This is a genomic window from Microbulbifer aestuariivivens, from assembly GCF_039545115.1.
GTDB classification, from domain to species: Bacteria; Pseudomonadota; Gammaproteobacteria; order Pseudomonadales; family Cellvibrionaceae; genus Microbulbifer; species Microbulbifer aestuariivivens.
Genome location: NZ_BAABRT010000003.1, coordinates 85967 through 110249 on the forward strand (window position 1 = coordinate 85967; position 24283 = coordinate 110249).

Below are 24283 nucleotides of genomic sequence, written 5' to 3' on the forward strand. Positions count from 1 at the left end.
AGAGAGAAAAAACGCGGGCTGAGTCCGCGTTTTTTGTCGGCTGATGTTTTCCACGGCCCCAATCAGGCAGTCTGCTTAACCTGCGGGCAAACGGTCGAGGAGTTGCGGCACCAGTTGCTCGGAGCCGAATTTACTCAGATGGTCATCATCCCGATACAGAGGCTTCCCGCCCGCTTGGATCTGGCAGCGGGGTTGGCACAGATCCGGCACAAGGCTCTCGCGCTGCACCTCAAACTCATCCTCCAGTGCATCAAAAATCTCACTGACCCTGCGGTTACGGGCCTGCACCTCCGGAAGTGTCGGAGCAGCCTGTAGCCGGGCACCGACAAACTCAGCACTGACAATAGCCATGGGTACCGAAAAGGCTACTTCGGGAATACTGTCCACAATGAGTACTTCCCGCCCTGTCGCACGAATTCGGGCCACTGTCTCGGCCAGCCCCGAGCCACTAATTCCGCGTTATGCTGGGCAACATCAAGATCAGCCCCCGAAAGAGACTGTTCTTTGGCACCAGCAAACCCCATCACAACCGGCGGGCCACTCTCCCCGGGGGAGCGACTACCCTCCACCACCAGCGGCCAACGCGCCACCAGAATCACCGTGCCGATGTCCTCGCGGTCCTCCAACATTTCTATTACTTGAGCATTAAAGATGTCACAGCCATGCTCCGGGCCCATTTCTCGCCGCACAACGCCCATTACCGGGGCACAGGCAGATTTCACAGCGGCCAAGCCCCGGTGGCCATTAGCCTCTAACCACTGCTGGTAACCCGGCAGAAAGGCCCCTGCATGAGAATCTCCCCACAACAGGTAATCGGCCCCTGCCGATTCTGAAACCCTGCCGCCAAACTCGCACAACCCCTCGCTGGGGGACCGCCCCATGCAGCGACGCTGCTCCGGCGTCCGCTCTATGGCATTGCGGTAGGTTGCATAGAGGTCTTCCGGCAAACGGCTGGGCAGCCCCTTATTGACGTTGATAACCAGTGCCAGGGTTATAATCACTGTGGCCAGCCCCGCGCAGGCGCGAACAACCATTATCCGAGAGAAACCGACAGGCTCGGGGCGCCGGAAAGGGGCTTCCACAAAGCGCCAACTCACCCAGGCCAACAATAGGGATACAAAGATGCCCTGGAAGGCGAGCACCATCGGCAGTTCAGTGCCGCCATGCAGCAACCGGAACAATACCAGCACAGGCCAGTGCCACAAATACAGAGAATAAGAAATCAGCCCAACCGCCACAAAGGGCCTCCAAGCGAGAAGCCGCCCAGTCAGTGTCGAGTGCTGCCCACCAGCCCAGATGAGCGCGGCGGCACCGACACAAGGCAATAGGGCAGCAACACCCGGGAATGGGGTCGATGCGTCATAAAAAACGACACTGCAGGAATCATGGCCAACCCCATCGCAGCCGCCAGCTCCGCCTGCCAGGGCCGGCTGGCCGGCTGGCCGGCTGGCCGGGGGCATCAGGCCCAATGCGATTAGCGCACCCAATCCAAGCTCCCAAATCCTGCTCGGGGTAAGGAAATAGTTCGCGAGCGGCTGCGCAGTAGTTGCCCAGATAGAAATACCGAACGAGAGCAAGCTGAGACCAAGCACCCCTATTAACATTGCTCGACGGCCGCGCACCAGCAGGAAGGCCAACAATAACGGAAAGCCCAGGTAGAACTGCTCTTCTACGGAAAGTGACCAGGTGTGAAGGAGAGGCTGCCACTCCGCATCAGTACCGAAATAATCCCCAGTGCTCTGCCAGAACCAGAAGTTGGAAACAAAAAATACCGTCGCCAGAACCGACTGGGCCAACTCCCTGAATGGATCGGGCGGCAACACCAGCCAGCCACCGGCGATAGTGGCCAATAAAACCACGAAGAGAGCGGGCAGAATTCGCCGCGCGCGGCGCTCATAGAAATCTGACAGCGAAAACCGCCTCTCGCTGATCTCCCGGGACAAAATGCCAGTAATCAGAAATCCAGAGATAACGAAAAACACATCGACACCGAAAAACCACCAGAAAACCCCGGCAACTTTGCGTGTGCGAAGACAACCGGCAGAACCGCAAAAGCGCGCAAGCCATCAATATCGGAACGGTATGCAGATTTATTCACGAGAACAACCGTAGACTTACTGTTAAATAAAAAAATATTGAGATAAACCTACCCCTGACGATGCAACCGCAGCGCCCAATATGAGGTTTCAAACCCTGGCATTCATTTCTGCGAAACGCCGGAAGAAACTAGGGCGGCGTTCAAGCAATCTCGTCCAGAGTTTGGGTTAACGGCCACTACGCTTTGGACCCAGCAAGAGGCGCCACCACCTTACTCGCTCCTGTGGCACCTCTGCTGTTCGCTCAAGGCTTCGCTTCAAAGCTTCCAACTGTCGCCTATACTCGGGTGTCAAGCCACTAACCTCACAAAGAGATTGCAGCGGCCTTATCAGCAAGGCGTCACGCAGAGCGAGAGGGTTTCGCAACCCACTAGCTAAAAGGTCGCATGTCCACTCGGCAATGTCCGCCAGCTCCAGCTGATCATTACCCTCTTCCGGGTAGCCATTGAAGTCATCGCTGAAAGCGAGGCCCGATACATGGGGTAGATAACACCGATCCAGTTCACGATTACTCTGCTCAAACTGTAGGCAGAATGCCCGGGCGGCGGCGCGGGCCGGCTCTAGGCGACTATCATCTTGCTGCAAGCGGGGCTTGAGCTTTTTTAGCTGCTGCGGGTCCAACCCCAACTCTATAAGCCTGTGACTGAATAAAAACTCTTTGCGTGAGACAGCCTCATTTGTTCTGCAAGACTCCAGCTCTGGGCTAAGGCCCAACAGGGCGCAGAAATCGGTGACGATATCACCACCTTTCAGATCGCCTGTATCAAACCTTCGGACACGCAAAGCCTGCCCGCCAAAGTGGTCGACCCACAGATGCAGCTTGGCAGCGTAATCGTAATAGTCACGAACGCTCTCTGTCAGCCGGGGGAATGCTCCGCTTTCGTGACCAAGCAACTTACTGGACGAACTACGGTCCCTCTCGCACCCCCTCGCAGCCTGCTGCTTAAAAGATATCGCCTGACGATCCTGTCGACGTACATAGGCGATGATAACGGTGCTCTCAAAGTAACGCCGACAGATTTTGTGCACTTCCGCTATTTGTTCGGCAGTATGGAAAAAAGAAAGGTGCTCGGCGGAGACAATAACCTTTTCCCCTACAGCGGACCTCAGTAGCTGATCGAAACGCCCATTAAGAGAGTAGCTAACACGTCCATCGTGTTTATGTACGTCGACGGCTCCAGAAGAATTTCCCTTCTTACCCAAAGCAGCAAACTCAAACCCCTCAGCGGACAAACATTTCCGCCCCTGGGTAAGCGCCAGTTGCAGCGAGGTCGAGCCAGTCTTGTGGAAACCGATATGCAGGTAGAGAGTTCGCATGAGCGCTAAAAAATCGTGATCTAGGTTTGACTATCTGGCAATGATGCCCGGACATGTAGAAAAAACGCGGGCTGTGCCCGCGCTTTTCCTCAGCGACGCGGCCGTCGGCCTCCGCCGCCTCCACCACTGCGGCGACCGCCGCGGCTTTCTTCCCTGCTGCGTTTTACATGCACCTTGGGGGGCTGCTCCAGCAGCGACTCCGGTGGTTGTTCGCACTTCAGCTTCTGCCCCAGCAGCGCCTCGATGGGTTCCAGACGCATGGCGTCGTCCTCACAGGCGAAACTGATCGAGGTGCCGGTCTTGCCGGCGCGGCCTGTGCGGCCGATGCGGTGCACGTAATCCTCCGGTTCTTCGGGGAGGGTGAAGTTGACCACATGACTGATACCGTCGATATGGATTCCGCGACCGGCAACGTCGGTGGCCACCAGCACCTTGGTCTTGCCGCTCTTGAAATCTTCCAGAGTGCGCACGCGTTTGTTCTGGGCGATTTCCCCGGACAGCAGTCCGGCGGAAATACCGTGCGCCAGCAGGTTTTCATGCAACCGGCGGCACTGGTCGCGGCGGTTGGCGAATACGATCAGGCTCTCAACATCGTCTCTCTGCAAAATGTTGTAAAGCAGGGTGTATTTCTCGTCGCTGGACGCCAGGTATACGTGCTGCTCCACCGAGTCTGTGGCCACCCGCTCCGGCTCGATTTCCACAATCACCGGTTCTTCGGTCCACTGCTCGACCAGGGAATCCACCTCCGGGGTGAAGGTGGCGGAAAAAAACATGGTCTGGCGGTGCGTCTTGCGCGGGGTCTGGCGAACGATACGGCGAACCTGGGGAATAAAGCCCATATCCAGCATGCGGTCCGCCTCGTCGATCACCAGAATCTCCACCTGATCCAAATAGCAATCGCGGTTACCCGCGAAGTCCAGCAGGCGCCCCGGCGTGGCCACCAGGATATCCACCAGCCGCTCGTTGAGCCCGCGCTGCTGTTTGGCGTAGTCCATGCCACCCACAAGGGTATGGATTTCCAGGTCGGTGTACTTGCAAAGGGCCTTGGCATCGTCGGCGATCTGCATCACCAGCTCCCGGGTGGGGGCGATCACCAGCGCGCGGGCCTCGCCGGCGTAGCGCTCGCCTTCCAGCGGGTTTTTGAGCAGGTCGTCAATGATGGTCACCAGGAAGGCGGCGGTCTTGCCGGTGCCGGTCTGGGCTTTGCCGACCAGATCATGTCCATTGAGGGTATGAGGTAATGACTGCCCCTGAATCGGCGAGGCGTACTGGAAACCCAGGTCCTGAATCGCGTGCATCAGCTCGTCGGGCAGGTCCAGATCGTGGAAGCGCACCTTGCCTTCCTGTTCGGGCACGGGAAAATCCGCCAGTGACCAGGGCAAGGTATCCCGGGCTGCGCTCTTGCGCTTGCGATCCCGCTCGCCACGGTGGCGCTGACGGGATTCCTGAGCGGATTCCGCTGCCGGCTGCTCTGCTTTGCCGTCGGCCTGTGAATCCCGTTCCGCATGGGTGCGGCTGCCGCCAGTTTTTTTGTTGCGGCCGACCCTGGTTCCGGGCCCCTTGTCCGCGCCCTTTGCCGGTCCCCTCTCGGAACCTTTGCCCGGGCCCCTGCTATCAGGCCCGGATCGACCACGCTGCCCGGCGCCAGATGCGCTGTTTCCGTCCGCCTCGGTTGCGGCGGTGTTGGGCTTGTCTGTCGCCGATGATGAACGGCGGAACAACTTTCCTATCAAGAGTAATACTCGCTTAAACGATCAAATAATCGGCGAGTATATCATTTATATGGCTTGACGACTTCAATAGTTCCTGTATGCCCAGTCGCCCGCGACAGCCAGTAATCCAGACTCACCCAGCGCCCGCCACCGGAGAACAGCAGGGCGAGGAGCATCACAAAGTAGGTGGCGGCAAACTCGATACCGTTTTTCAGTACCGTAAAGCTGCCCGCCTCGCTCAGCCAGCCGTAGTTGCCGTGGGCCTTTAACAGCGCTGTTGCCTTTTCCTTGCGCACTACAGCCTGCTCAATCAGGTCCTGCCGCCACTCCCAGGGCATGGTGAGCGTCTTCTCCGGCAGGGCGTGCCAGCCATATTCCCAATGCGCCGTGGCTGCGGCCACCGCCATCACAACCAGCAGCGGAATAGCCACCAGGCGCACCCCCAGCCCCAACAGCAGGGCGGCGCCACCCACCAGTTCGGTCAGCCCGGCAAGCCAGGCCATCAGATAGGGGGCGGGCAGCCCCAGCCCCCAGTCCGGATTGCCAAACCAGGTGGCCACCTCATCAATACTGCCCAGTTTATTCAGCCCGGCCAGCATGAGAATCGGCGCGAGGAAAATCCGCAAGGCCAGTGGGCCCAGCCAGTCCACATGCCCTATCGCGCGTAAAAACCACTGATAAAACGCATTGAAGCCACGCAGTGCCTTATCCATAATTCAGCCCTCTTTTCCGTATCCATGTGCGCCCACTGTGCGCCTGGTGGTGTATTGGTCTCTCGACTGGACAGTCTGTTACACCAATCCTCGCAAAGATAGCCCCGGCGCCGCAGCATGCTCAGGATCTACCCACGCGCTTCCCGCACCGAACTGCGACACCTGGCAAAACTGGGCGGACCGCTGGTGGTCAGCAACCTCGCCGTGGTGAGCATGGGGGTCACCGACACACTGGTGGCCGGGCGCGCCGGCGAGGTGGATCTGGCAGGGCTGGCGCTGGGGTCGAGTATCTGGGCGGTCTGCGCCGTGACCCTGATCGGCCTGCTGGCTGCCGTTTCGCCACTGGTGGCGCACCTGCGCGGCGCCGGAGATGAGGCCGGCTGCGCCCGACAACTGCAGCAGGCGCAGTGGATCGCTCTTATCGGCGGCATCATTGTCATCGCCTTGCTGCTGGCGGTGCCCTGGTGGGGACAGTGGATTGATACCGAGCCGCCGGTGCGGCAGGTGATGCAGCAGTACCTGCTCGCCCTGACCACCGGCACCCTGCCCTTTGCCCTCGCCACGGCACTGCGGGGCTACTGCGAGGGCATGGGACAGGTGCAGCCGGTCATGCGGATTTACCTGGCCGCCGCCCTGCTGAATATCCCGCTGGATATCCTGCTGGTATTCGGCGCCGGTCCGATTCCCGCCATGGGTGGTGCCGGCTGCGGCTGGGCCACCAGTCTGGCAAGCTGGTCCATCGCCGGCGCACTGTTCTGGCATGCGCGCCGGGAACCGGCCTACCGCCAGCTAAAGCTGACTTTACTGCCACCCCGCCCGCACTGGCCGACCCAGCGCCATCTGCTGGCGGTGGGACTGCCCATCTGTATTGGCGCCGCCAGCGAGGTGACTTTCTTCGCCAGCCTGGCCATCCTCCTCGCCCCCTACGGCGCCACCATCGTGGCCGCCCACCAGATCGCCATGAACGTGGGCACCATCTTTTATCTGGTGGCGCTGGCGCTGGCGCAGGCGCTCAGCATCCGCACCGCGCAGCTCCTGGGCCAGGGGCGCCCGCGGCGGGCCCGCTTTGCCAGCGCCGTGGGTGTGGGCAGTGGCTTACTCTACGCGGCCGCCACCGGTGTGCTGCTGATCGCCCTGCGCCACCCCCTGGTGATGGCCTACACCAGCAATGCCGAGATTATTACCGTGGCCACCAACCTGCTGCTGCTGTGCGCCGCGTTCCAGATGGTGGATGTGGCCCAGGCCATGGCCTCGGGGGCGCTGCGCGGCTACAGGGACACGCGGGCGCCCATGGCCATACAGATTTTTTCCTACTGGCTGGTTGGGCTGACCAGCGCCTACTGGCTGGGGGAAACCCTGTGGGGGGTATACGGCTACTGGGTTGGCATCTGTATCGGGCTGGGGTTCGCCTGCCTGCTGCTGGGCCTGCGCCTGCAGCGCACCAGCGGCCGGGCCATTGCTGTGCGCGCCCTCCCCGCAGCGCCCTGACCGAACCTGTTTTCGGCAGGGGATTTTTGCGTACAGCCAGCGGAGCCGGGAGCACTTTGGCTATACTCGCGCTTCAGCCTCGGCAGCTGCCTCAATCAACTTGCGCCGCCAAACTGGACCTGGTCCCTGAATCTATGACGGCAGATCCACAACAACCGATCTGTGACAACAGAGCTACAATAAGCGCCAAAACAAAAGGGAGCCGCTCAATGCCATTGCACTCGCGCATGAGCCCCAGAAGTCTCGCCCGGATACTCGCCGCAACCCTGCTACTGACCGCCCTGCCGGGCTGGCCCACCGAAGACGCCGACGACCCCGAGTCCACTGGAGAGCCGCAGCCCGAGGTCACGGCGCCACAGACGCCGGAAAGTACCGACGGCCTCCCGCCACAGCCGGCCGCGAACGACAAACACGACGCAGAGACTGAACCGACAGAGCCGAATGCGACGGCGGAGACCACCGAGGCCAAGCCCCTGCGCCTGCTCGGGGCCGAAGTCCCCCCGGCCACCGCCACCAGGCTCGCCTGGTCACCGAACCAGCACTTCGAGGGGGTCTACAGCTCCACCGCCGTACTGGTGGTCAACGGGGCCGAACCGGGGCCGACGCTGTGCCTGACCGCCGCCCTGCATGGCGACGAGCTGAATGGCATTGAGACGGTGCGCCGGGTCATGTACAACCTGGAGCCCGACAGCCTCAAAGGGGCGGTGATCGGCGTACCCATCGTGAACCTGCAGGGTTTTCATCGCGGCTCGCGCTACCTCACGGATCGGCGCGACCTGAACCGCCACTTTCCCGGCGACCCCGATGGCTCCTCGGCCTCCCGCATCGCCCACTCGTTTTTCCACGAGATCGTCGCCCACTGCAACGCCATCGTGGACCTGCACACCGGCTCCTTTTACCGCACCAACCTGCCGCAGCTGCGCGCCGACCTGAGCAACCCGAAAGTGGTCAAGCTTACCAAGGGCTTCGGCTCCACCGTGGTACTGCACAGCGACGGCGCCAAGGGCACCCTGCGCCGGGCGGCCGTCAATGCCGGTATTCCCACCGTGACCCTGGAAGCCGGAGCGCCGATGGTGCTCGATGAGCTATCCGTGAGTCACAGCGTGAAAGGCATTCACACCCTGCTGAACCAGCTGGAAATGGTGAACAAATTCCGCCTGTGGGGCGACCCGGAACCGGTTTATTACAACTCCACCTGGCAGCGCGCCACCAGCGGCGGCATCATTTTCAGCAAGGTGAAACTGGGTCAGTTCGTGCGCCAGGGAGAGCTGCTGGGCACAGTCACCAACCCGATCACCAATGTGCGCACGGAAATCCGCTCGGCGCACAACGGCCGCATCCTCGGTATGGCGCTGAACCAGGTGGTGCAGCCGGGCTTCGCCGCCTACCACATCGGCATTCAGGCCCCGGAGGAACAGATCAGCGCGCCCGAAGAAGTGACGGCGGAACTCCCCTCAGCGACCTCAGGGGAAGAACCGGCGATCAGCGAAGAAGGGGCGGCAGAGGAAACCGCAGCGGCGCAAGGCAAAGATCAGCCAGTTGGCACAGGCAGCGACGAGCCCACGGACACCGTTACGGAAAATGGCGAGCCTGCTGGACAGGAGGCGGCGGACAAGCGCGAGGCCCCGCCCGGCGATGCCGGCAATGTTGGCAATGACGGCGAACGGCCGGAAGTCGCCAACCCAGAAAGCGACGATGAGTAGACCGGCGCACAGTTTCTGGTCAGAGTTTCTGCTCAAGAGGGCCATCAAAAGCTCGATATGCGATCGATGATCTCCACCCCGCTGCCGTGCAGGGGCTCGGGCTGCAGGGTGATGTGGTGGATATCAAAGCGGCGCATCAAAGTCTGCCGCAAGCGCTCCAGTACCGCCGGCCAGGCCCGCAGGTCATCCACCACGATATGCGCGGAAAGGGAGATGGTGCTGGAGTCCAGGCGCCAGATATGCAGGTCGTGTACCGAGCGCACCCCCTCGACCGCCGCCAGAGTCTCGCCCACCACCGGCAGGCTCAGCTCACGGGGCACCCGCTCCATCAGCACATCGATGGAATCCCGCAGCAGGCGCAGGCTGGAGATCAAAATCAGCAGGCAGATCAGCAGCGACAGGATCGGGTCGATGGGCGTCCAGCCGGTGAAGTAGATCACCGCACCCGCCAGCAGCGCGGCCACCGACCCCAGCAAATCCCCCAGCACATGCAGCAGCGCGCCGCGGATATTGAGGGTCTGTTCGCCCCGGTGCAGCACCCAGGCCACCGCCAGATTCACCACCAGGCCGATGGCGGCGATCACCATCACCATGCCTCCCTGCACCGGCTGCGGTGCGCGCAAGCGGTCGATGGCCGCGAGCCCAATGGCGGTGATCACCAGCAGCATAAACAGCGCATTCGCCACCGCCGCCAGCACCTCCGCCCGCCCCCAGCCAAAGGACAGCTCGCGATCCGCAGGCTTTTGCGCCAGCACAGCCGCCACGGCACCCAGCGCCAGTGCCAGCGCATCGGTGGCCATATGGCCGGCATCCCCCATCAGCGCCAGAGACCCGGACAGCCAGCCGCCGACGGCCTCCACCAAGGCAAAGGCAAATGTGATGACTAAGCCCCAGACCAGGGGGCGCAGATGGCCGCTACCGCGGCGGTGGTGGGTGTGCTCGTGCATGCTCCCTGCCGGCTTCCTTATTGGTTTCGCGATATTGTTTTCGATTGCGCGATCAGACAGGGCAACAATTTAACACTGGCGGCGACCCAGGGTCAGGCGCTCGTGGCCGCCATAGTCCCGGCGGCTGTCCACGCCCACCAGGCCCGCGCCGGCAAACAGCGCCCGCACGGCAGCGGCCTGCTGCCAGCCGTGCTCCACCAGCAACCAGCCCCCGGGGGCAAGGTAATCTCCGCTGGCCGCGACGATGGTGTCGATATCGGCGAGCCCCTGGCGCCCGGCCACCAGTGCCGAGCGCGGCTCAAAGCGCACATCCCCCTGCTCCAGGTGCGGGTCGGCGGCATCGATATAGGGGGGATTACTGACAATCAGGTCGAAGGTTTGCGCCGGGATCCCGGCGAACCAGTCGCTCTGCAGCAGCTGCACATTGCCGAGTTCGAGGCGGCTGCGATTGCGCTCCGCCAGCGCCAGCGCCTGTGGCGATTTATCCGCCGCCAGCAACTGCCAGGCCGGCCTCTCGGAGGCCAGCGCCAGGGCGATGGCACCGCTGCCGGTGCCCAGATCCAGCACCCTTTGTCGGCTCTGCGGGCACAGCGCCAGCGCCGTTTCCACCAGCAGCTCGGTATCCGGACGGGGGATCAGGGTGGAGCTGTCCACCAGGAGCGGCAGCGACCAGAACTCGCGTTCACCGGTGAGGTGGGCCACCGGCTCGCCGGCGGCACGGCGTTTTAGCAGCCGCTCAAACTGTTGCTGCTCGCTGTCGGAGAGGGCGTACTCGGGCCAGGTATACAGCCAGGTGCGGCTGCGGCCCAGCACATGCCCCAGCAGCACCTCCAGGTCGAGACGGGCGGAATCACTCTGCGCCAGTTCCGCCGCGCGCAACAGGTTTTCTTTAACCGTGGCCATCAGCTCTGGCCGAGGGCAGCCAGCTGGTCCGCCTGGTGCTCGGTGCGCAGGGGATCGATCACCTCTTCGAGGCCGCCCTGCATGATCTCATCGAGCTTGTACAGGGTCAGGCCGATCCGGTGATCGGTCACCCGCCCCTGGGGAAAGTTGTAGGTGCGGATGCGCTCGGAGCGATCGCCACTGCCCACCAGATTGCGGCGCGCATCGGAGATCTCCTTGGCAGCGGCGGCCTCCTGCTCGCTGGACAGGCGCGCCTGCAGCAGCGCCATGGCCTTGGCCCGGTTCTTGTGCTGGGAGCGCTCGTCCTGACACTCGACCACGATTCCGCTGGGAATATGGGTCAGGCGCACCGCCGAGTCGGTCTTGTTGACGTGCTGACCTCCGGCGCCGGAGGCGCGGTAGGTATCCACCCGCAGGTCCGCCTTGTTGATGTCCACAGCCTCGCGCTCATCCGGCTCCGGCATGACCGCCACGGTGCAGGCAGAGGTGTGGATGCGCCCCTGGGATTCGGTTTCCGGTACCCGCTGCACCCGGTGGGCGCCGGACTCGAATTTCAGCTTGGCATAGACGTCCTCACCGGCCACGCGGCTGATGATTTCCTTGTAACCACCGTGTTCGCCGGCGTTCTCGCTGATGACTTCCACGCGCCAGCCCTGACGCTCCGCATAGCGGGAGTACATGCGGAACAGGTCGCCGGAAAAAATCGCCGCCTCATCGCCACCGGTACCGGCGCGAATTTCCAGGAACACGTTCTTGCGGTCGTTGGGATCTTTCGGCAACAGCAGCGTCTGCAGTTCACGCTCCAGGGGCTCGATCTGGGCCTCGGCCTCGCTGATCTCCTCCTTTGCCATCTCGCGCATTTCCGCATCGCTCTCCTCGAGCATTTCCCGCGCCGCGGCCATATCCTCCTGCAGACGGCGGTAGCGGTTGTAGCATTTCACCACCTCTTCCAGCTCGGCGTATTCCCGCGAAAGGTCGCGGAACTGGTCCTGGTCGCTGATGACTTCCGCCTCGCCGAGCAGGGCCGAGACCTCTTCGTGGCGATCGACGAGGTTTTCCAGTTTGTTGCGTACCGACTCTTTCATTGCTTGCGTTTTCTCAATAGTGATCCGGCGCCGAGGGCGACCGGCGGACGGTATTCAGTCCATGGATTCCCGCTCACCGGGAGTCGGCTCCAGGCCGACAATCTCCCGCGCCAGGCGCAGCTGCTGAGCATCGCCCTCGGCGGAGACGCGCTTCAAGCTCACCGTCGGCGCGTGGATCAGCTTGTTGGTCAGCGAGCGCGCCAATTGCTCGAGCAGGCGCCGCGGGTCGCCGCCCTTGTCCAGCTGCTGCAGGGCCCGCGCCAGCTCGGCGTCGCCGATCTGCTGGGCGCGCTGGCGGAAGCTGCGGATGGTATCCACCGCCTCGAGGGCGCGGTGCTGGCGCATAAATTCGGTCGCCGCCTGCTCGACAATTTCGTGCGCCGCCTCGGCGGCCTTCTCCCGCGAGCGGCGCCCCTCGTCGATCACCCCGCGCAGGTCGTCAACGGTATACAGGTAGACATCGTCGAGCTGGTTTACCTGGGGTTCGATATCCCGCGGCACGGCGATATCCACCATGAACATGGGCCTGTGGCGGCGGGCCTTGAGAGCGGTCTCGACCGCGCCCTTGCCGAGAATCGGCAGCTGGCTGGCGGTGGAGCTGATGACGATATCCGCGCGCGCCAGATGATCGGGAATGTCCGCCAGCAGAATGGGCTCGGCACCGAAGTTTTCCGCCAGCTGCTCGGCGCGATTCAGGGTGCGGTTGGCCACGATCAGCTGGCTCACCCCCTGCTCCAGCAGGTGGCGGGCCACCAGCTCGATGGTCTCGCCGGCGCCGATCAGCAGGGCCGTCTGCCGGCCGAGGTCGGTAAAAATCCGCGAAGCCAGGGAAACCGCCGCATAGGCCACCGACACCGGGTTTTCGCCGATGGCGGTTTCGGTGCGCACGCGCTTGGCCACGGCAAAAACCTGCTGGAACACACTGTGCAACAGGCTGCCCACGGCGCCGGATTCCCGCGCCACCGCATAGGCAGACTTGATCTGGCCGAGAATCTGCGGTTCCCCAAGCACCAGTGAATCGAGCCCACAGGCGACCCGCATCATATGGCGAACCGCTTCCTCGCCGCTGTAGCTGTAGCTGCAGGCGGTCAGCTGGTCCAGCGGCACGCGGTGATAGTCGGACAGCCAGCGCAGCAGGCGCTCGCGGGTCACCTCACCGTAGATTTCGGTGCGGTTACAGGTGGAGAGAATCGCCAGCTCCTGGCACTGCAGGGCCTGGCGCGCATCGCCAAGGGCCCCGGACATCATCTCCGGGGCAAATGCCACCCGCTCGCGCACCTCGATCGGAGCGCTGTCGTGGTTGATTCCCAGGGCGAGGATTGGCATAGGCTCCCGTCGATATTGCTGTGGCTGACAGTGGTGAAATCGGCCCGAAAAGCGCGCGAATGCGCGGCTCCGGGGGGCGCATTTTCCCGTTCGACCTCACACCTTGCAAGCGCCGCCGCGGACAGATGCAGAAAGGCGCGGTTTTATGGCGGCAGCGAAGCTGGCAGCTGCGATCTCCCCAGCAAACCGTGACAACCCAAATCGTGTCTAGACTCAATGGTGGCCCCACCAGCCCCAGACCTGAGCCACAGCCACAACACATAGCACGATTCATAACCACAACAGACTGCAACCGCCCTGCGGATCAGCCCAGCCACCGCAACGCACAGGGAAAGATGCGACCACGGTGCGGCCATAACGAACGGACACCCCCATGCACCAAGCACGACACACGCCCCATTCGCATAACGCCGCGCTCAGTGTGGCCGCCATCGCGCTGCTCGGCAGCCTGCTGACCGCCTCCTGCGCACAGCCGTTCACCGGCAGCGATTCTGTGGCGCTGACAGCGCCGGAAAACCCCACCGCCACCCTGCGGGATCATTCCCGCGGCAGGGAAACGAGTGCAGAGGCCAGCGGCGCAAGTGCCGATTCGGGCGGCATGAGTGCCGATGCGGCTGTTGAAAACAGCGTGGGAGAGAGTGCAGAAAAGAACGGTGGAGCGAACGCCAGAGAACATGGAAAAGAAAATGCCCTGCCAGGCAGCGAGTCCCCGCGCCGGGCCACCGCCGCAACCGCAACCGCAACCGCAGCGGATGAAACCATAGCGGCAAAAGCGGCGCAGGCGGCCATTCCAGCTCGCGCCTTCCCGGTCGAAACCCTTTATACCCTGCTGGTGGCAGAAGTGGCGGGCAACCGGGAGCGCTTCGACGTCGCCCTCGCCAACTATTACCAGCAGGCCCAGAGCACCCGCGATGCCGGCGTCGCCGCGCGCGCCACCAGAATCGCGCGCTTTCTCAACGCCCGCCGCGCGGCCCTGCACTCCGCCCAGTTGTGGGTGGAACTGGAGCCAGACCAGGCGGAGGCCCAGCTCACCGCCACTGCGGAACTGACCCTGGCCGGCGAACTCAGCGCGGCATTGGTTCACGCCGAGAAAGCCCTGGAGCTGGGCGGCGACGCCCCCCTGCAATCCCTGGCAGCCACTGCCGTCTCCAATCCGCAACTGGTAAAGCGCATTGCGCCGGAATTCCGCCGCCTAGCGGAGAAATACCCGAACAATGGCGAAGTGGTGCTGGCCCACGGGATGATGCTGCGCGCCGCCGGCCAGTACCGGCAGGCACTGGCCATTGTGCGCAGGGTAGAGGAAGAGCACCCGGGAATGCTGGATGCCCCGCTGCTGCAATCCCAGCTGCTGATCGATCTCGACCGGGAGGAGGAGGCCTTCACCATGCTGGAGCAGATGGTCGAGACCTACCCGTGGGAGCCCCGCATCCGCCTGCAATATGCGCGACTTCTGGTAAACAGGGATCTGCAGCAGGCGGAGCAGCAGTTCGCCATATTGGTGGAACAGCGGCCGCAGGACGGCAACCTGATCCTTTCACTGGCGCTGATCCAAATGGAGGGCAATCACTTCACCGCCGCCAGGCCGCTACTGGAGCGGCTGCTGCAACTGCAGCAGCACGAATCCGCCGCGCACTTCTATCTGGGCAGCATTGCCGAGCAGGCCAGCGCCCCCCTCCGCGCCGTCGCACATTACCGCAAGGTGGAGCCGGGCAACGATTATATGCAGGCCATCAGCCGCGGCACGGAGCTGCTGGCCGCGGCGGGCAGGGAGGATGAAAACCAAGAATGGTTCGCGCAACTGCGCCAGCGCCACCCCAAACAGTCCGAGCAGTTCTTTGTGATCGAGGCGAACCTGCTGCACAAGTACGACCAGCCACGGCAAGCGCTGCAACTGCTGGGCGCCGCCCTGCAACAGCATCCCGGTAGCAGCCGCCTGATCTACCTGCAGGCGAGCCTCCACGAGCAACTGGGAAACACCGAGGCATTCGAGCAGGGAATGCGCCAGCTGCTGGCGCAGGACCCGGGCGACAGCGCCCTGCTCAACGCGCTGGGCTACAAACTTCTCGACGACGACAGCCGCCTGCAGGAGGCTCTGCAACTCATCAGCAGAGCGCTGGAATTAAACCCCAATGATCCCGCCATCATCGACAGCATGGGCTGGGTACAGTACCGTCTGGGCAACCATGCCGAGGCCATCCGCTATCTGGAACAGGCGCTGGAGAAACTGCCGGACCACGAGATCGCCGCCCACCTGGGGGAGGTTCTCTGGATGCAGGGCAACCGCAAGCGCGCCATACAGGTCTGGCAGCGGGGGCTGCAAATCAATCCCGACAGTGAAATCATTCCGGCAGCCATGGAACGACTGAAGAACAAGAGCCCACTGGAGCAGCATGTATCCGATCACTGACCGCCTCACCCCATCCACTTATCGCCGCCTGGCGCCCAACCGGTCCTCAAGCCGCTCAATCGGCCAGACAGCGGGCCGCTCAATGCGCGGCAACCTCCTATTGCGGGCAGCCCTGCCCTGCCTGCTGATGCTGCTCAGCGCCTGCGCCAGCCAGGCTCCTCAGCCACCGGCCGCCCCGGAGCAACCGGTGCTGCAACTGCAGCAGTGGACCATCAAGGGCAAACTGGGGGTACGCTCAAGCAGCGACAACGGCAGCGCCAACCTCACCTGGCAACAGCAGTCGCAACCCTTCTACCGCATTCTCCTGACTGGCCCGATGGGGGCCGGCTCCACGGTCATCAGCGGCACCCCGGCGGGCGTCAGCATGCAGCGCGGTGATGCGCCCACCACCCACGCCGCCACCCCCTCACAGCTGACCGCGCAGACCCTGGGCTGGCCGCTACCGGTGGAGCAGATGTTTTACTGGGTGCGCGGTCTGCCCGCCCCGGGGCAGAGCAGCGGTGAAGAGCGCGATGCCCAGGGCCTGCTGCAATCCCTGCGGCAGGCCGGCTGGCAGCTCAGTTTCAGCGGCTACCAGAATATCGGCGCCTATGTGCTGCCCACCCGCATCAAGGCGGAGACCCGCCAGGCGGCGGGGCCGGTCAAAGTGACGCTGGTCATCAAAGAGTGGCTGCTGTGACTCCGCCTGGCGGCGCCACACGCCCCTGAACCCAGCGCGCCCCGCAGATTCTCCACAGTATTGCCAAGTGCGCCACCCGGCGCGGGCCGCTATCATGGCGGCCCTTTATATCCGCCCGATAAACGAAGCATGCCCCTGCACCCCGACCAGAACTCTCACCAGAACCGTCACCAGAACCGTCACCAGCCCCTGCGGCTTCCCGCACCGGCAAAACTGAACCTGTTTTTGCGCATCCTCGGCCGCCGCGCGGACGGCTACCACGAGCTGCAGACACTGTTCCAACTGCTGGACTACGGCGACACCCTCGAGTTTGAGCTGCGCGACCACGAGGCGCTCTCGCTGGAAGCCCCGGGGCTGGATGTGCCCGAGCGGGACAATCTCGTTTACCGGGCCGCGCAACTGCTGCAACGGGCCGCCGACACCGCCAAGGGTGCCCATATCCGCCTGCACAAAAAACTGCCGGCGGGTGGCGGCATTGGCGGCGGCAGCAGCGATGCCGCCACCGCATTGCTGGGGCTGAATCACCTCTGGGGCTGCGGCCTCAGCATCGAACAGCTGGCGCAACTGGGGCGCGAACTGGGCGCCGATGTGCCGGTATTTATTGCCGGCCACACGGCACTGGCGGAGGGAGCCGGCGAGCGATTGATCCCGGTGAAAACCCCGCCACGGCACTTTCTGGTCCTCGCTCCCGACTGCCATGTCAGCACCGCGGCCGTATTCGGCCATCCGCGTTTGACAAGAGATTCCGGCGCAATTACATTAGCGCACCTTCGCGACAGGGTGCTGGACGGCGAATGGCTGCATAGCCACGCGGGCAACGATTGCGAGCCCTTGGTAGAGCAGCTCTACCCCGAGATCAAAAAGGCTCGGCAGTGGCTGCAGCAGTTCGCTCCGGCGCAGCTGACTGGTACCGGCGCCTGTGTTTTCGCCGCTTTCGCCAGCGAATCCGAAGCGCGCACAGTGTTCCAGCAGAGGCCGCAAGGATGGCGAGGTTTTATCGCCGCCGGCGTGAACACCTCACCGGCACATGCGGCTCTCGCGAAACTCACAGGCCCGCATCGGGCGTGAGACAAAAAATTATTGGGGTGTAGCCAAGCGGTAAGGCAGCGGGTTTTGATCCCGTCATGCGTAGGTTCGAATCCTACCACCCCAGCCATATTCAGCCCGGCCAGCGTCAACGCAGACGGGCTCTCCGCCGACCAGCAGAGTCGAAATGGAGACGAGCGGATTCAGTCAGCCCGGCGCGGCCACAGGCGGCGCAGGCCCGACACTCCGGCCATTGCAGACCCCGCCCAACAGCCTTGTGTGCGGGATACAGGTCCAGCCCCGAACGGCTGGCCGCCGCCCTCCCGGGCGACACCGGATCAAAATCCGGGCAACACCCCCCGCGGCCGCCTGTGCCGCCACAGCAAAAGGTGACGCAACCGCGCGCTACAAGCTTATACACAGACAGGCATCTACACTTTTCACGTCCTAAGAACTCAACAGAACCAAAGGTATTCGCAGTGGCTGACTTAATGGTCTTTACCGGCAACGCCAACCCGGAACTGGCGCAGAAGATTGTCGACCATATGGCAATCCCCCTTGGCGAGGCGACGGTCAAGCGCTTCTCCGATGGCGAAATTGCCGTGGAAATCACCGATAACGTCCGCGGCCGCGACGTCTTCGTGGTGCAATCCACCTGTCAGCCCACCAACCGCAACCTGATGGAACTGATCCTGCTGGTGGATGCCCTGCGCCGCGCCTCCGCCGGCCGCATCACCGCTGTAGTGCCCTACTTCGGCTACGCCCGCCAGGATCGCCGCGTGCGCTCCCAGCGCGTGCCGATTTCCGCCAAGGTGGTTGCCGACATGATGGTGAGCGTGGGCATCGACCGCGTACTGACCGTGGACCTCCACGCCGAGCAGATCCAGGGCTTCTTCGATGTGCCGGTGGACAACGTCTACGGCTCCTCCGTACTGCTGGACGACATTGAGCGCCAGAAGTACGAAAACCTGGTGGTGGTTTCCCCGGATATCGGCGGCGTCGTGCGCGCCCGCGCCGTGGCCAAGAGCCTCGATTGCGACCTGGCCATCATCGACAAGCGCCGCCCCGCCGCCAATGTCGCCGAGGTCATGAACATCATCGGTGAAATCAGCGGCCGCACCTGCCTGCTGGTGGACGACATGGTCGATACCGCAGGCACCCTGTGCAACGCCGCCAACGCCCTCAAGGAGCACGGCGCCAACAAGGTCGTGGCCTACTGCACCCACCCGGTACTGTCCGGCAACGCCATCCACAACCTGAACAACTCGGTTCTCGATGAACTGGTGGTCACCGACTCCATCCCCCTGGGCGACAAAATGCAGCAGGCACCCAAAATCCGCCAGCTGACCCTGTCCGCCATGCTGGCGGAGTCCGTGCGCCGCATCAGCAACGAGGAATCCCTGTCGGCCATGTTCCGCTGAGACCTCGGCCTTCAGCCAAAGTGTTCAGCTGACGCCCCGGCATTCCCACCGGGGCTCCGGCGGCCACCTGCCAAGGGGTGACCGCCAACAGACAGCCCAGGTAGATTGTGTAGCGCTTTCCCCGCGATTCCCTTAGAATACGCGCCCGCCCGGCACCGCCGGGCGTTTACTATTGGGTGTGCGGCACTTTCCACAGCTTTCCGCAGCCCATTTACAGCAACGCCAGAGTGGTCCGGTCGCAGGTCGCTCTGGGCAGACAACCCGAGGTTTATCCCATGTCTGATTTCAAACTGAACGCCAACGTCCGCAGCGACGAAGGGAAAGGTGCGAGCCGCCGCCTGCGTCGCGAGGAAGCTCGTGTACCCGCCGTTATTTACGGCGGCAAAGCCGAGCCGAGCTCCATCTCCCTGCTGAGCAAGGACCTGTTCAAGGCTCTGGAAGACGAATCCTTCTTCTCCTCCGTACTGACCCTCGATATCGAAGGCAAGGAAGAGCAAGTAATCCTGCGTGACCTGCAGCGCCACCCGGCCAAGCAGATCCTGCTGCACGCCGATTTCCAGCGCGTTTCCGCCAACACCAAGGTTCACCTGAAAGTGCCTGTGCACTTCCTGAACGAAGACAAGTGCAAAGGCGTGAAAGCGGGCGGCATCGTCTCCCACACCCTGACCGAGCTGGACATCAGCGCCCCGGCCTCCAAGCTGCCCGAGTTTATCGAAGTTGACCTGGCAGACCTGGAACTGGACGGCACCGTGCACATCTCCGACATCAAGCTGCCGGCCGGCGTCGAGTCAGTGGACCTGTCCCACGGCGAAGACCACGACCTGGTTGTTGCTTCCGTTCACAAGCCCCGCGGCGCCATCGAGGCCGAGGCTGAAGGCGAAGCTTCTGAAGGCGGCGAAGAGTAAGGGTCAACACCTTGGCCAAGGCACCGGATACACCGATCCAGTTGATCGTGGGACTGGGCAACCCCGGACCCGAGTACGACCGGACCCGTCACAATGCCGGTGCCGACTTTGTCACCGAGCTGGCGCGCCGCCATGGCGCCCAGCTCGCGTCCGACAGCAAGTACCGCGGCCTCACCGGCCGGGTACGGATCGGCGGCCAGGAAGTGCGCCTGCTGATCCCCACCACCTTTATGAATCGCAGCGGACAGTCCGTCGCCCCGCTGGCGAACTTTTTCAAGATCCCCGCTGAAGCTATCCTCGTCGCGCACGATGAACTCGACCTGTCCCCCGGCACCGCAAGGCTGAAATCCGGCGGCGGCCACGGTGGACACAACGGCCTGCGGGACATCATCTCCGCGCTCGGCAACAACCGCGATTTCATGCGCCTGAGGCTCGGTATCGGACACCCCGGCAGCGCCCGCGAAGTGGTCAACTTCGTGCTGCAGCGCGCCCCGCGGGCGGAGCAGGAACAGCTGGCCGATGCGATCGAGCGCGCCATCGACGTGATGCCCAGCGCCGCCGAAGGCGACTGGAGCGCGGCCATGAAAACACTGCACACGGCGGCCAGCCCGGCAAAATAACCTCGCGGCGTCCCACAGGCGCCCCCAGAATCAACCGGCGCCACGGCGCCACTCGCAACGGAAAGAACACCATGGGTTTTACTTGCGGAATCGTCGGCCTGCCCAATGTGGGCAAATCCACCCTGTTCAACGCCCTGACCAAGGCGGGCATCGATGCGGAAAACTTCCCCTTCTGCACCATTGAGCCCAACGCCGGGGTGGTGCCGGTACCCGACCCCCGCCTCGACAAGCTGGCAGAAATCGTCAAGCCGCAGAAGGTGATCCCCACCACCATGGAGTTCACCGATATCGCCGGCCTGGTCGCCGGCGCCTCCAAAGGCGAAGGCCTGGGCAACAAGTTCCTGGCCAATATCCGCGAGACCGACGCCATCGCCCACGTGGTGCGCTGCTTCGAGGATGACAACGTCATCCATGTGGCCAACAAGGTTCACCCGCTGGCGGACATCGAGGTCATCAACACCGAACTGGCGCTGGCCGACCTGGACACCGTGGAAAAAGCCCTGCAGCGCTTTACCCGTGCCGCCAAGGGGCAGGACAAGCACGCCATCAAAATGAAGGCGCTGCTGGAAAAGATTCAGCCGCACCTGGACGAAGCCAAGCCCCTGCGCTCTTTCGGTCTCAGCGACGACGAGCTGGCCGCATTGCGCGAGCTCAGCCTGCTGACCATCAAGCCCACCATGTATATCGCCAACGTGGACGAGGACGGTTTCGAGAACAACCCGCACCTGGACGCGGTGGCCGCCATCGCCGCCGAGGAAAACGCCATACTGGTGCCCATCTGCAACAAGCTGGAAGCGGAAATCGCCGAACTGGACGACGACGAAAAGCAGGAATTCCTCGAAGAGCTGGGCATGGAAGAACCGGGCCTCAACCGGGTTATCCGCGCGGGCTACCAGCTGCTGGGCCTGCACACCTACTTCACCGCCGGTGTCAAAGAAGTGCGCGCCTGGACCATCCCCCTCGGCGCCACGGCGCCGCAGGCCGCCGGCAAAATCCACACGGATTTCGAGAAAGGCTTCATTCGCGCCGAAGTGGTCGGCTACAGCGACTTCGTCGCCGCCAACGGCGAAGCCGGTGCCAAGGAGGCCGGCAAGTGGCGCCTGGAGGGCAAGGAATACGTGGTGGCCGATGGCGACGTGATCCATTTCCGTTTCAACGTCTAAGCCCCCTCCCCATCCTCAGCTGCCCCTCGCCCACCGGGGGGGCAGCCACGCCCAACCCCACGGTCGCCACCATGCAAGCATCCAACTGGCGAGTCGGCCTGCCGCTGGCCCTGATCACCACCGTGATGTGGGCATTGCTGCCCATCGCCTTAAAAGGCCTGCTGGACTCCATGAGCGCCACCACCGCCACCTGGTACCGCTTTGTCGGCGCCGCCCTGCTGGCGGGCACCTACTACGGCTGGCGGCGGCAGCTGAACCTGCGGCAACTGTTCCAGCGCGGGGTTCTGCCGCTGACGGTCATCGCCGTTTTGGGGCTGCTGAGCAACTACCTGACCTACGCCTCGGGCCTGCACTTCATCACCGCCGGCGCCGCCCAGGTGCTGATCCAGCTGGCGCCGCTATTGCTGCTGACCTCAAGCGTACTGCTGCTCGGAGAGCATTTTTCCCCGCGCCAGTGGCTCGGGGTGGCCCTGGTGGTTGTGGGACTGCCGCTGTTTTTCAACCAGCGACTGCCGGAGCTGCTGCGCGGCGACAACCCCGATTACCTGCTGGGGCTCGGCCTGATCGTGCTCGCCGCGGTGGGATGGGCCATTTATGGCTTCTTCCAGAAAAAGATCCTGAGCCACGCCAAGCCGCAGGACCTGCTGGTTCTGATCTATATTGCCGGCACCCTGTGCTTCCTGCCGCTGGCGGACCCCATGTCCGCACTGGCGCTGGATGGGCTGGGCTGGGCGCTGCTGATATTCCTGACCGCCAACACACTGATCGCCTACGGCACCTTCAGCAAAGCACTGGCGCATTGGGAAGCCTCGCGGGTCAGCGCCACCTTGGCACTGGTGCCCTTGCTGACACTGGCCACCGGTTCGCTCATCGGCACCCTGTGGCCGGACTATATTGAAGTGGAGCCGATGAATGGACTCAGCTGGCTGGGCGCCGCCGCGGTGGCCGTTGGCTCGCTGCTCGCCGCCATCGGCAGGGGGCGCTGAAGGGCGGCGGCGGGCGAACTTGGGTGACGACGCTAACTCACTGAAAATTCAACAAAAAAGGGGGTTGACAGCCCTATCCCGGCGCCCCATAATTCGCGCCCTCGGTTAGCCGAGACTTTCAGTGGCAAGGTAGCTCAGCTGGTTAGAGCGCAGCACTCATAATGCTGAGGTCGGGAGTTCAAGTCTCCCCCTTGCTACCATTTTCCTTCTGCGAGAGGCTTCTCGCAGCGCCTTTACTGGGGTGTAGCCAAGCGGTAAGGCAGCGGGTTTTGATCCCGTCATGCGTAGGTTCGAATCCTACCACCCCAGCCATTTTCCTCTCGATCCCGACAACACTCTGCTGTGAATTCAGCGGCAGGGATCGATGCAGCCGAAAAAACTGACCGTCTCTCAGCATCTCATTCCACCATCCCATTCCTCTGCAACACCGCGGCGCCGCATCATCATCTCCCCGCGCCATCTCTGTTGCGGCCCACAGCGCCTGCCCAGCCCTGCCCGCCGCTGCACCCACTGTCTCAAGTCAATGGCAAAGCTGCCGGCATGCGAGGATCGAGCGCACCGGGCCGGTCAGGCCTGCCGCCCTCACTCCCGGCGCTATGCGCTGAGAAATGTGTCCAGCGGCTGAGGAGAAGAAGGGAAACGAAGGCGGTGGGGAAACGCAAGGAAGCGGGAAAGCGGGAAAGGCAGCAAAGGCCGACTATCAACCGGACCCCTCAACCCGCCTGAGGCTGCGAAGGCGCTAGAGAGGCGCCAGAGAGGCGTCAGCGGAGGACTGTGAGCGGGGGCGCCGATGACCAATGGCCCGCAGCCATTCGAAGGCAAAAAGCCCCAGCAGCACGGCAATGGCCACCATCACGGCACCGGTAACCCCCAGCGTCTGCCACTCCACGTAACAGGTCCACAACAGCTGCACAACGCACAGGCAGGCGACCACCAGCAGTGTGGGTTTGCGCCCAATCAGGCTCACCACAAACGCCCCCAGAGGCGCTCCCAGGGCCACAACAGGCGCCGCCGCCAGCCAGTTGCCAAACACCTGTGGGTGCCAGTCCCCGGAAAGCGTTTTCACCACCACGCCGATCACCGAGCTGAACGCCATAATGACCACCGAGGTGGGGATGGCCACCTTCAGGTCCACCCGACACATCAACACCAGCACGGCGTAGATCAGCATATCGATACCGACGCCCGTGGTGGCCACCGCGGTGGCCCCGGCCGCGGCACCCAGCCACACACCCAGCCTGAAATCCCGTTCCGGCTCGCTGTGCGGGCAGGCGTTGTGCGCGGTGATTTCATTGAGCCGATACAGGTGCAGAAGCCCGAAACTTCCCCAGAGGACAGCAAACACCAGCTTGATCCACAGGTCCGCTATCGCCGGCGCCACCAACAGAATCCCGAGCGGCGTACCGAACAGGGAGCCCAACATGGCGCCGCGCAGCATCGGCCAGGCGAGCACCTGGCGCCGCGCCAGAATAAACAGGCTGGCGCTGACCATGCCGATGGACTGCACCGCGAAACTGAAATCCCGCCCGAGACTGGCCGGCATATCGAACAGTAATACCAACACCGGGAAACCCACCGTGCCACCACCCATCGGGGTCGAGCCGGCGGCATAACTGCCGATAGCCATGGACAGGGCCATGGGCCAGTGGGCGACCACCTGATGCCAAAGGTCACCCAGCAGGACCATGCCAATCCAGCAAGCATAAAAGGCCGCCAGGAAGCAGAACCAGGCAATCAATGGGGAACGCATAGGGCTTGGCGTTAGGGGAAGTAAGGTAAAGGAAAG

Annotated in this window: 20 protein-coding genes, 3 tRNA genes and 1 pseudogene; 13 read left to right on the top strand and 11 right to left on the bottom strand. The window is 63.2% G+C overall.

Going from position 1 to position 24283, the window contains the following annotated elements:
* Positions 1-75 precede the first annotated feature (75 nt).
* From ABEA58_RS02700 to ABEA58_RS02725, 6 genes and pseudogenes are all read right to left on the bottom strand, one after another.
* Complete coding sequence (locus ABEA58_RS02700) at positions 76-387, bottom strand: SGNH hydrolase domain-containing protein (protein ID WP_345548614.1); 312 nt, start codon at positions 385-387, stop codon at positions 76-78.
* Positions 366-1034: an SGNH hydrolase domain-containing protein gene (locus tag ABEA58_RS02705; RefSeq protein WP_345548808.1), complete on the bottom strand. Its 669-nt coding sequence runs from the start codon at positions 1032-1034 to the stop codon at positions 366-368. Before ABEA58_RS02705 ends, ABEA58_RS02700 begins: the two co-directional genes overlap by 22 nt.
* A gap of 66 nt (positions 1035-1100) precedes the next feature.
* A pseudogene (locus ABEA58_RS02710) lies at positions 1101-1994 on the bottom strand (acyltransferase family protein); the annotation flags it as partial.
* Positions 1995-2264: 270 nt separating this feature from the next.
* The gene (locus ABEA58_RS02715; protein ID WP_345548616.1) at positions 2265-3413 is read right to left on the bottom strand and encodes a hypothetical protein; all 1149 of its coding nucleotides are present in this window, start codon (positions 3411-3413) and stop codon (positions 2265-2267) included.
* A gap of 89 nt (positions 3414-3502) precedes the next feature.
* Complete coding sequence (rhlB, locus tag ABEA58_RS02720) at positions 3503-5146, bottom strand: ATP-dependent RNA helicase RhlB (RefSeq protein WP_425563506.1); 1644 nt, start codon at positions 5144-5146, stop codon at positions 3503-3505.
* A 41-nt stretch (positions 5147-5187) separates the two neighbouring features.
* The gene (locus ABEA58_RS02725) at positions 5188-5838 is read right to left on the bottom strand and encodes an HvfX family Cu-binding RiPP maturation protein (RefSeq protein WP_345548618.1); all 651 of its coding nucleotides are present in this window, start codon (positions 5836-5838) and stop codon (positions 5188-5190) included.
* Positions 5839-5955: 117 nt separating this feature from the next.
* On the opposite strand from ABEA58_RS02725, the gene ABEA58_RS02730 reads away from it, so the two are divergent.
* Both ABEA58_RS02730 and ABEA58_RS02735 read left to right on the top strand, forming a co-directional pair.
* The gene (locus ABEA58_RS02730; protein WP_345548620.1) at positions 5956-7326 is read left to right on the top strand and encodes an MATE family efflux transporter; all 1371 of its coding nucleotides are present in this window, start codon (positions 5956-5958) and stop codon (positions 7324-7326) included.
* A gap of 209 nt (positions 7327-7535) precedes the next feature.
* Positions 7536-9029 (top strand): succinylglutamate desuccinylase/aspartoacylase family protein, encoded by a 1494-nt coding sequence (locus ABEA58_RS02735; RefSeq protein ID WP_345548622.1) that lies wholly within the window; start codon positions 7536-7538, stop codon positions 9027-9029.
* A gap of 44 nt (positions 9030-9073) precedes the next feature.
* On the opposite strand, the gene ABEA58_RS02740 is transcribed toward ABEA58_RS02735, so the two are convergent.
* The 4 genes from ABEA58_RS02740 to hemA form a co-directional block, all read right to left on the bottom strand.
* Positions 9074-9976, bottom strand: coding sequence for a cation diffusion facilitator family transporter (locus ABEA58_RS02740; RefSeq protein WP_345548624.1), 903 nt, complete (start codon positions 9974-9976; stop codon positions 9074-9076).
* 69 nt (positions 9977-10045) lie between these two features.
* Positions 10046-10879: a peptide chain release factor N(5)-glutamine methyltransferase gene (gene prmC / locus ABEA58_RS02745; RefSeq protein ID WP_345548626.1), complete on the bottom strand. Its 834-nt coding sequence runs from the start codon at positions 10877-10879 to the stop codon at positions 10046-10048.
* Positions 10879-11964 (bottom strand): peptide chain release factor 1, encoded by a 1086-nt coding sequence (gene prfA, locus ABEA58_RS02750; RefSeq protein WP_345548628.1) that lies wholly within the window; start codon positions 11962-11964, stop codon positions 10879-10881. Before prfA ends, prmC begins: the two co-directional genes overlap by 1 nt.
* Before the next feature lie 54 nt (positions 11965-12018).
* On the bottom strand, positions 12019-13290 hold the full coding sequence (gene hemA / locus ABEA58_RS02755) for a glutamyl-tRNA reductase (RefSeq protein ID WP_345548629.1): 1272 nt from the start codon (positions 13288-13290) through the stop codon (positions 12019-12021).
* A gap of 373 nt (positions 13291-13663) precedes the next feature.
* Here hemA and ABEA58_RS02760 point away from each other — a divergent pair, with 373 nt between their 5' ends.
* The 11 genes from ABEA58_RS02760 to ABEA58_RS02810 all read left to right on the top strand — a co-directional run bounded on the left by ABEA58_RS02760 (position 13664) and on the right by ABEA58_RS02810 (position 22809).
* Positions 13664-15697, top strand: coding sequence for a tetratricopeptide repeat protein (locus ABEA58_RS02760; RefSeq protein WP_345548631.1), 2034 nt, complete (start codon positions 13664-13666; stop codon positions 15695-15697).
* Positions 15681-16376, top strand: coding sequence for a lipoprotein insertase outer membrane protein LolB (gene lolB / locus ABEA58_RS02765; protein WP_345548633.1), 696 nt, complete (start codon positions 15681-15683; stop codon positions 16374-16376). The genes ABEA58_RS02760 and lolB overlap by 17 nt, the downstream gene beginning before the upstream one ends.
* Before the next feature lie 129 nt (positions 16377-16505).
* Positions 16506-17444, top strand: a complete 939-nt coding sequence (gene ispE, locus ABEA58_RS02770; RefSeq protein WP_345548634.1) for a 4-(cytidine 5'-diphospho)-2-C-methyl-D-erythritol kinase — start codon at positions 16506-16508, stop codon at positions 17442-17444.
* Between the two features lie 13 nt (positions 17445-17457).
* Positions 17458-17532: transfer RNA gene (locus ABEA58_RS02775), tRNA-Gln, on the top strand.
* A 361-nt stretch (positions 17533-17893) separates the two neighbouring features.
* Positions 17894-18823 carry a ribose-phosphate pyrophosphokinase gene (locus ABEA58_RS02780; protein ID WP_345548811.1) on the top strand — a complete coding sequence of 310 codons (930 nt, stop codon included), beginning with the start codon at positions 17894-17896 and terminating at the stop codon, positions 18821-18823.
* A 275-nt stretch (positions 18824-19098) separates the two neighbouring features.
* Positions 19099-19728: a 50S ribosomal protein L25/general stress protein Ctc gene (locus ABEA58_RS02785; RefSeq protein ID WP_345548636.1), complete on the top strand. Its 630-nt coding sequence runs from the start codon at positions 19099-19101 to the stop codon at positions 19726-19728.
* A gap of 11 nt (positions 19729-19739) precedes the next feature.
* Complete coding sequence (gene pth / locus ABEA58_RS02790; RefSeq protein WP_345548637.1) at positions 19740-20348, top strand: aminoacyl-tRNA hydrolase; 609 nt, start codon at positions 19740-19742, stop codon at positions 20346-20348.
* A 71-nt stretch (positions 20349-20419) separates the two neighbouring features.
* Complete coding sequence (gene ychF / locus ABEA58_RS02795; RefSeq protein WP_345548639.1) at positions 20420-21511, top strand: redox-regulated ATPase YchF; 1092 nt, start codon at positions 20420-20422, stop codon at positions 21509-21511.
* Positions 21512-21582: 71 nt separating this feature from the next.
* Complete coding sequence (locus ABEA58_RS02800) at positions 21583-22497, top strand: DMT family transporter (RefSeq protein ID WP_345548641.1); 915 nt, start codon at positions 21583-21585, stop codon at positions 22495-22497.
* Positions 22498-22620: 123 nt separating this feature from the next.
* A tRNA-Met gene (locus ABEA58_RS02805) sits at positions 22621-22697 on the top strand.
* 37 nt (positions 22698-22734) lie between these two features.
* Positions 22735-22809, top strand: a tRNA-Gln gene (locus ABEA58_RS02810).
* A 427-nt stretch (positions 22810-23236) separates the two neighbouring features.
* Here the strand turns inward: ABEA58_RS02810 and ABEA58_RS02815 are convergent.
* Positions 23237-24247, bottom strand: a complete 1011-nt coding sequence (locus ABEA58_RS02815; protein WP_345548643.1) for a sulfite exporter TauE/SafE family protein — start codon at positions 24245-24247, stop codon at positions 23237-23239.
* Between the last annotated feature and the right edge of the window lie 36 nt (positions 24248-24283).

Bases quoted from the DNA above. Each gene is read 5' to 3' on its own strand.
- ABEA58_RS02705 (WP_345548808.1), bottom strand. From the start codon at position 1,034: ATGGTTGTTCGCGCCTGCGCGGGGCTGGCCACAGTGATTATAACCCTG.
- ABEA58_RS02715 (WP_345548616.1), bottom strand. From the start codon at position 3,413: ATGCGAACTCTCTACCTGCATATCGGTTTCCACAAGACTGGCTCGACC.
- ABEA58_RS02725 (WP_345548618.1), bottom strand. From the start codon at position 5,838: ATGGATAAGGCACTGCGTGGCTTCAATGCGTTTTATCAGTGGTTTTTA.
- ABEA58_RS02730 (WP_345548620.1), top strand. From the start codon at position 5,956: ATGCTCAGGATCTACCCACGCGCTTCCCGCACCGAACTGCGACACCTG.
- ABEA58_RS02735 (WP_345548622.1), top strand. From the start codon at position 7,536: ATGCCATTGCACTCGCGCATGAGCCCCAGAAGTCTCGCCCGGATACTC.
- ABEA58_RS02740 (WP_345548624.1), bottom strand. From the start codon at position 9,976: ATGCACGAGCACACCCACCACCGCCGCGGTAGCGGCCATCTGCGCCCC.
- prmC (WP_345548626.1), bottom strand. From the start codon at position 10,879: ATGGCCACGGTTAAAGAAAACCTGTTGCGCGCGGCGGAACTGGCGCAG.
- prfA (WP_345548628.1), bottom strand. From the start codon at position 11,964: ATGAAAGAGTCGGTACGCAACAAACTGGAAAACCTCGTCGATCGCCAC.
- hemA (WP_345548629.1), bottom strand. From the start codon at position 13,290: ATGCCAATCCTCGCCCTGGGAATCAACCACGACAGCGCTCCGATCGAG.
- ABEA58_RS02760 (WP_345548631.1), top strand. From the start codon at position 13,664: ATGCACCAAGCACGACACACGCCCCATTCGCATAACGCCGCGCTCAGT.
- lolB (WP_345548633.1), top strand. From the start codon at position 15,681: ATGTATCCGATCACTGACCGCCTCACCCCATCCACTTATCGCCGCCTG.
- ispE (WP_345548634.1), top strand. From the start codon at position 16,506: ATGCCCCTGCACCCCGACCAGAACTCTCACCAGAACCGTCACCAGAAC.
- ABEA58_RS02780 (WP_345548811.1), top strand. From the start codon at position 17,894: ATGGTCTTTACCGGCAACGCCAACCCGGAACTGGCGCAGAAGATTGTC.
- ABEA58_RS02785 (WP_345548636.1), top strand. From the start codon at position 19,099: ATGTCTGATTTCAAACTGAACGCCAACGTCCGCAGCGACGAAGGGAAA.
- ychF (WP_345548639.1), top strand. From the start codon at position 20,420: ATGGGTTTTACTTGCGGAATCGTCGGCCTGCCCAATGTGGGCAAATCC.
- ABEA58_RS02800 (WP_345548641.1), top strand. From the start codon at position 21,583: ATGCAAGCATCCAACTGGCGAGTCGGCCTGCCGCTGGCCCTGATCACC.
- ABEA58_RS02815 (WP_345548643.1), bottom strand. From the start codon at position 24,247: ATGCGTTCCCCATTGATTGCCTGGTTCTGCTTCCTGGCGGCCTTTTAT.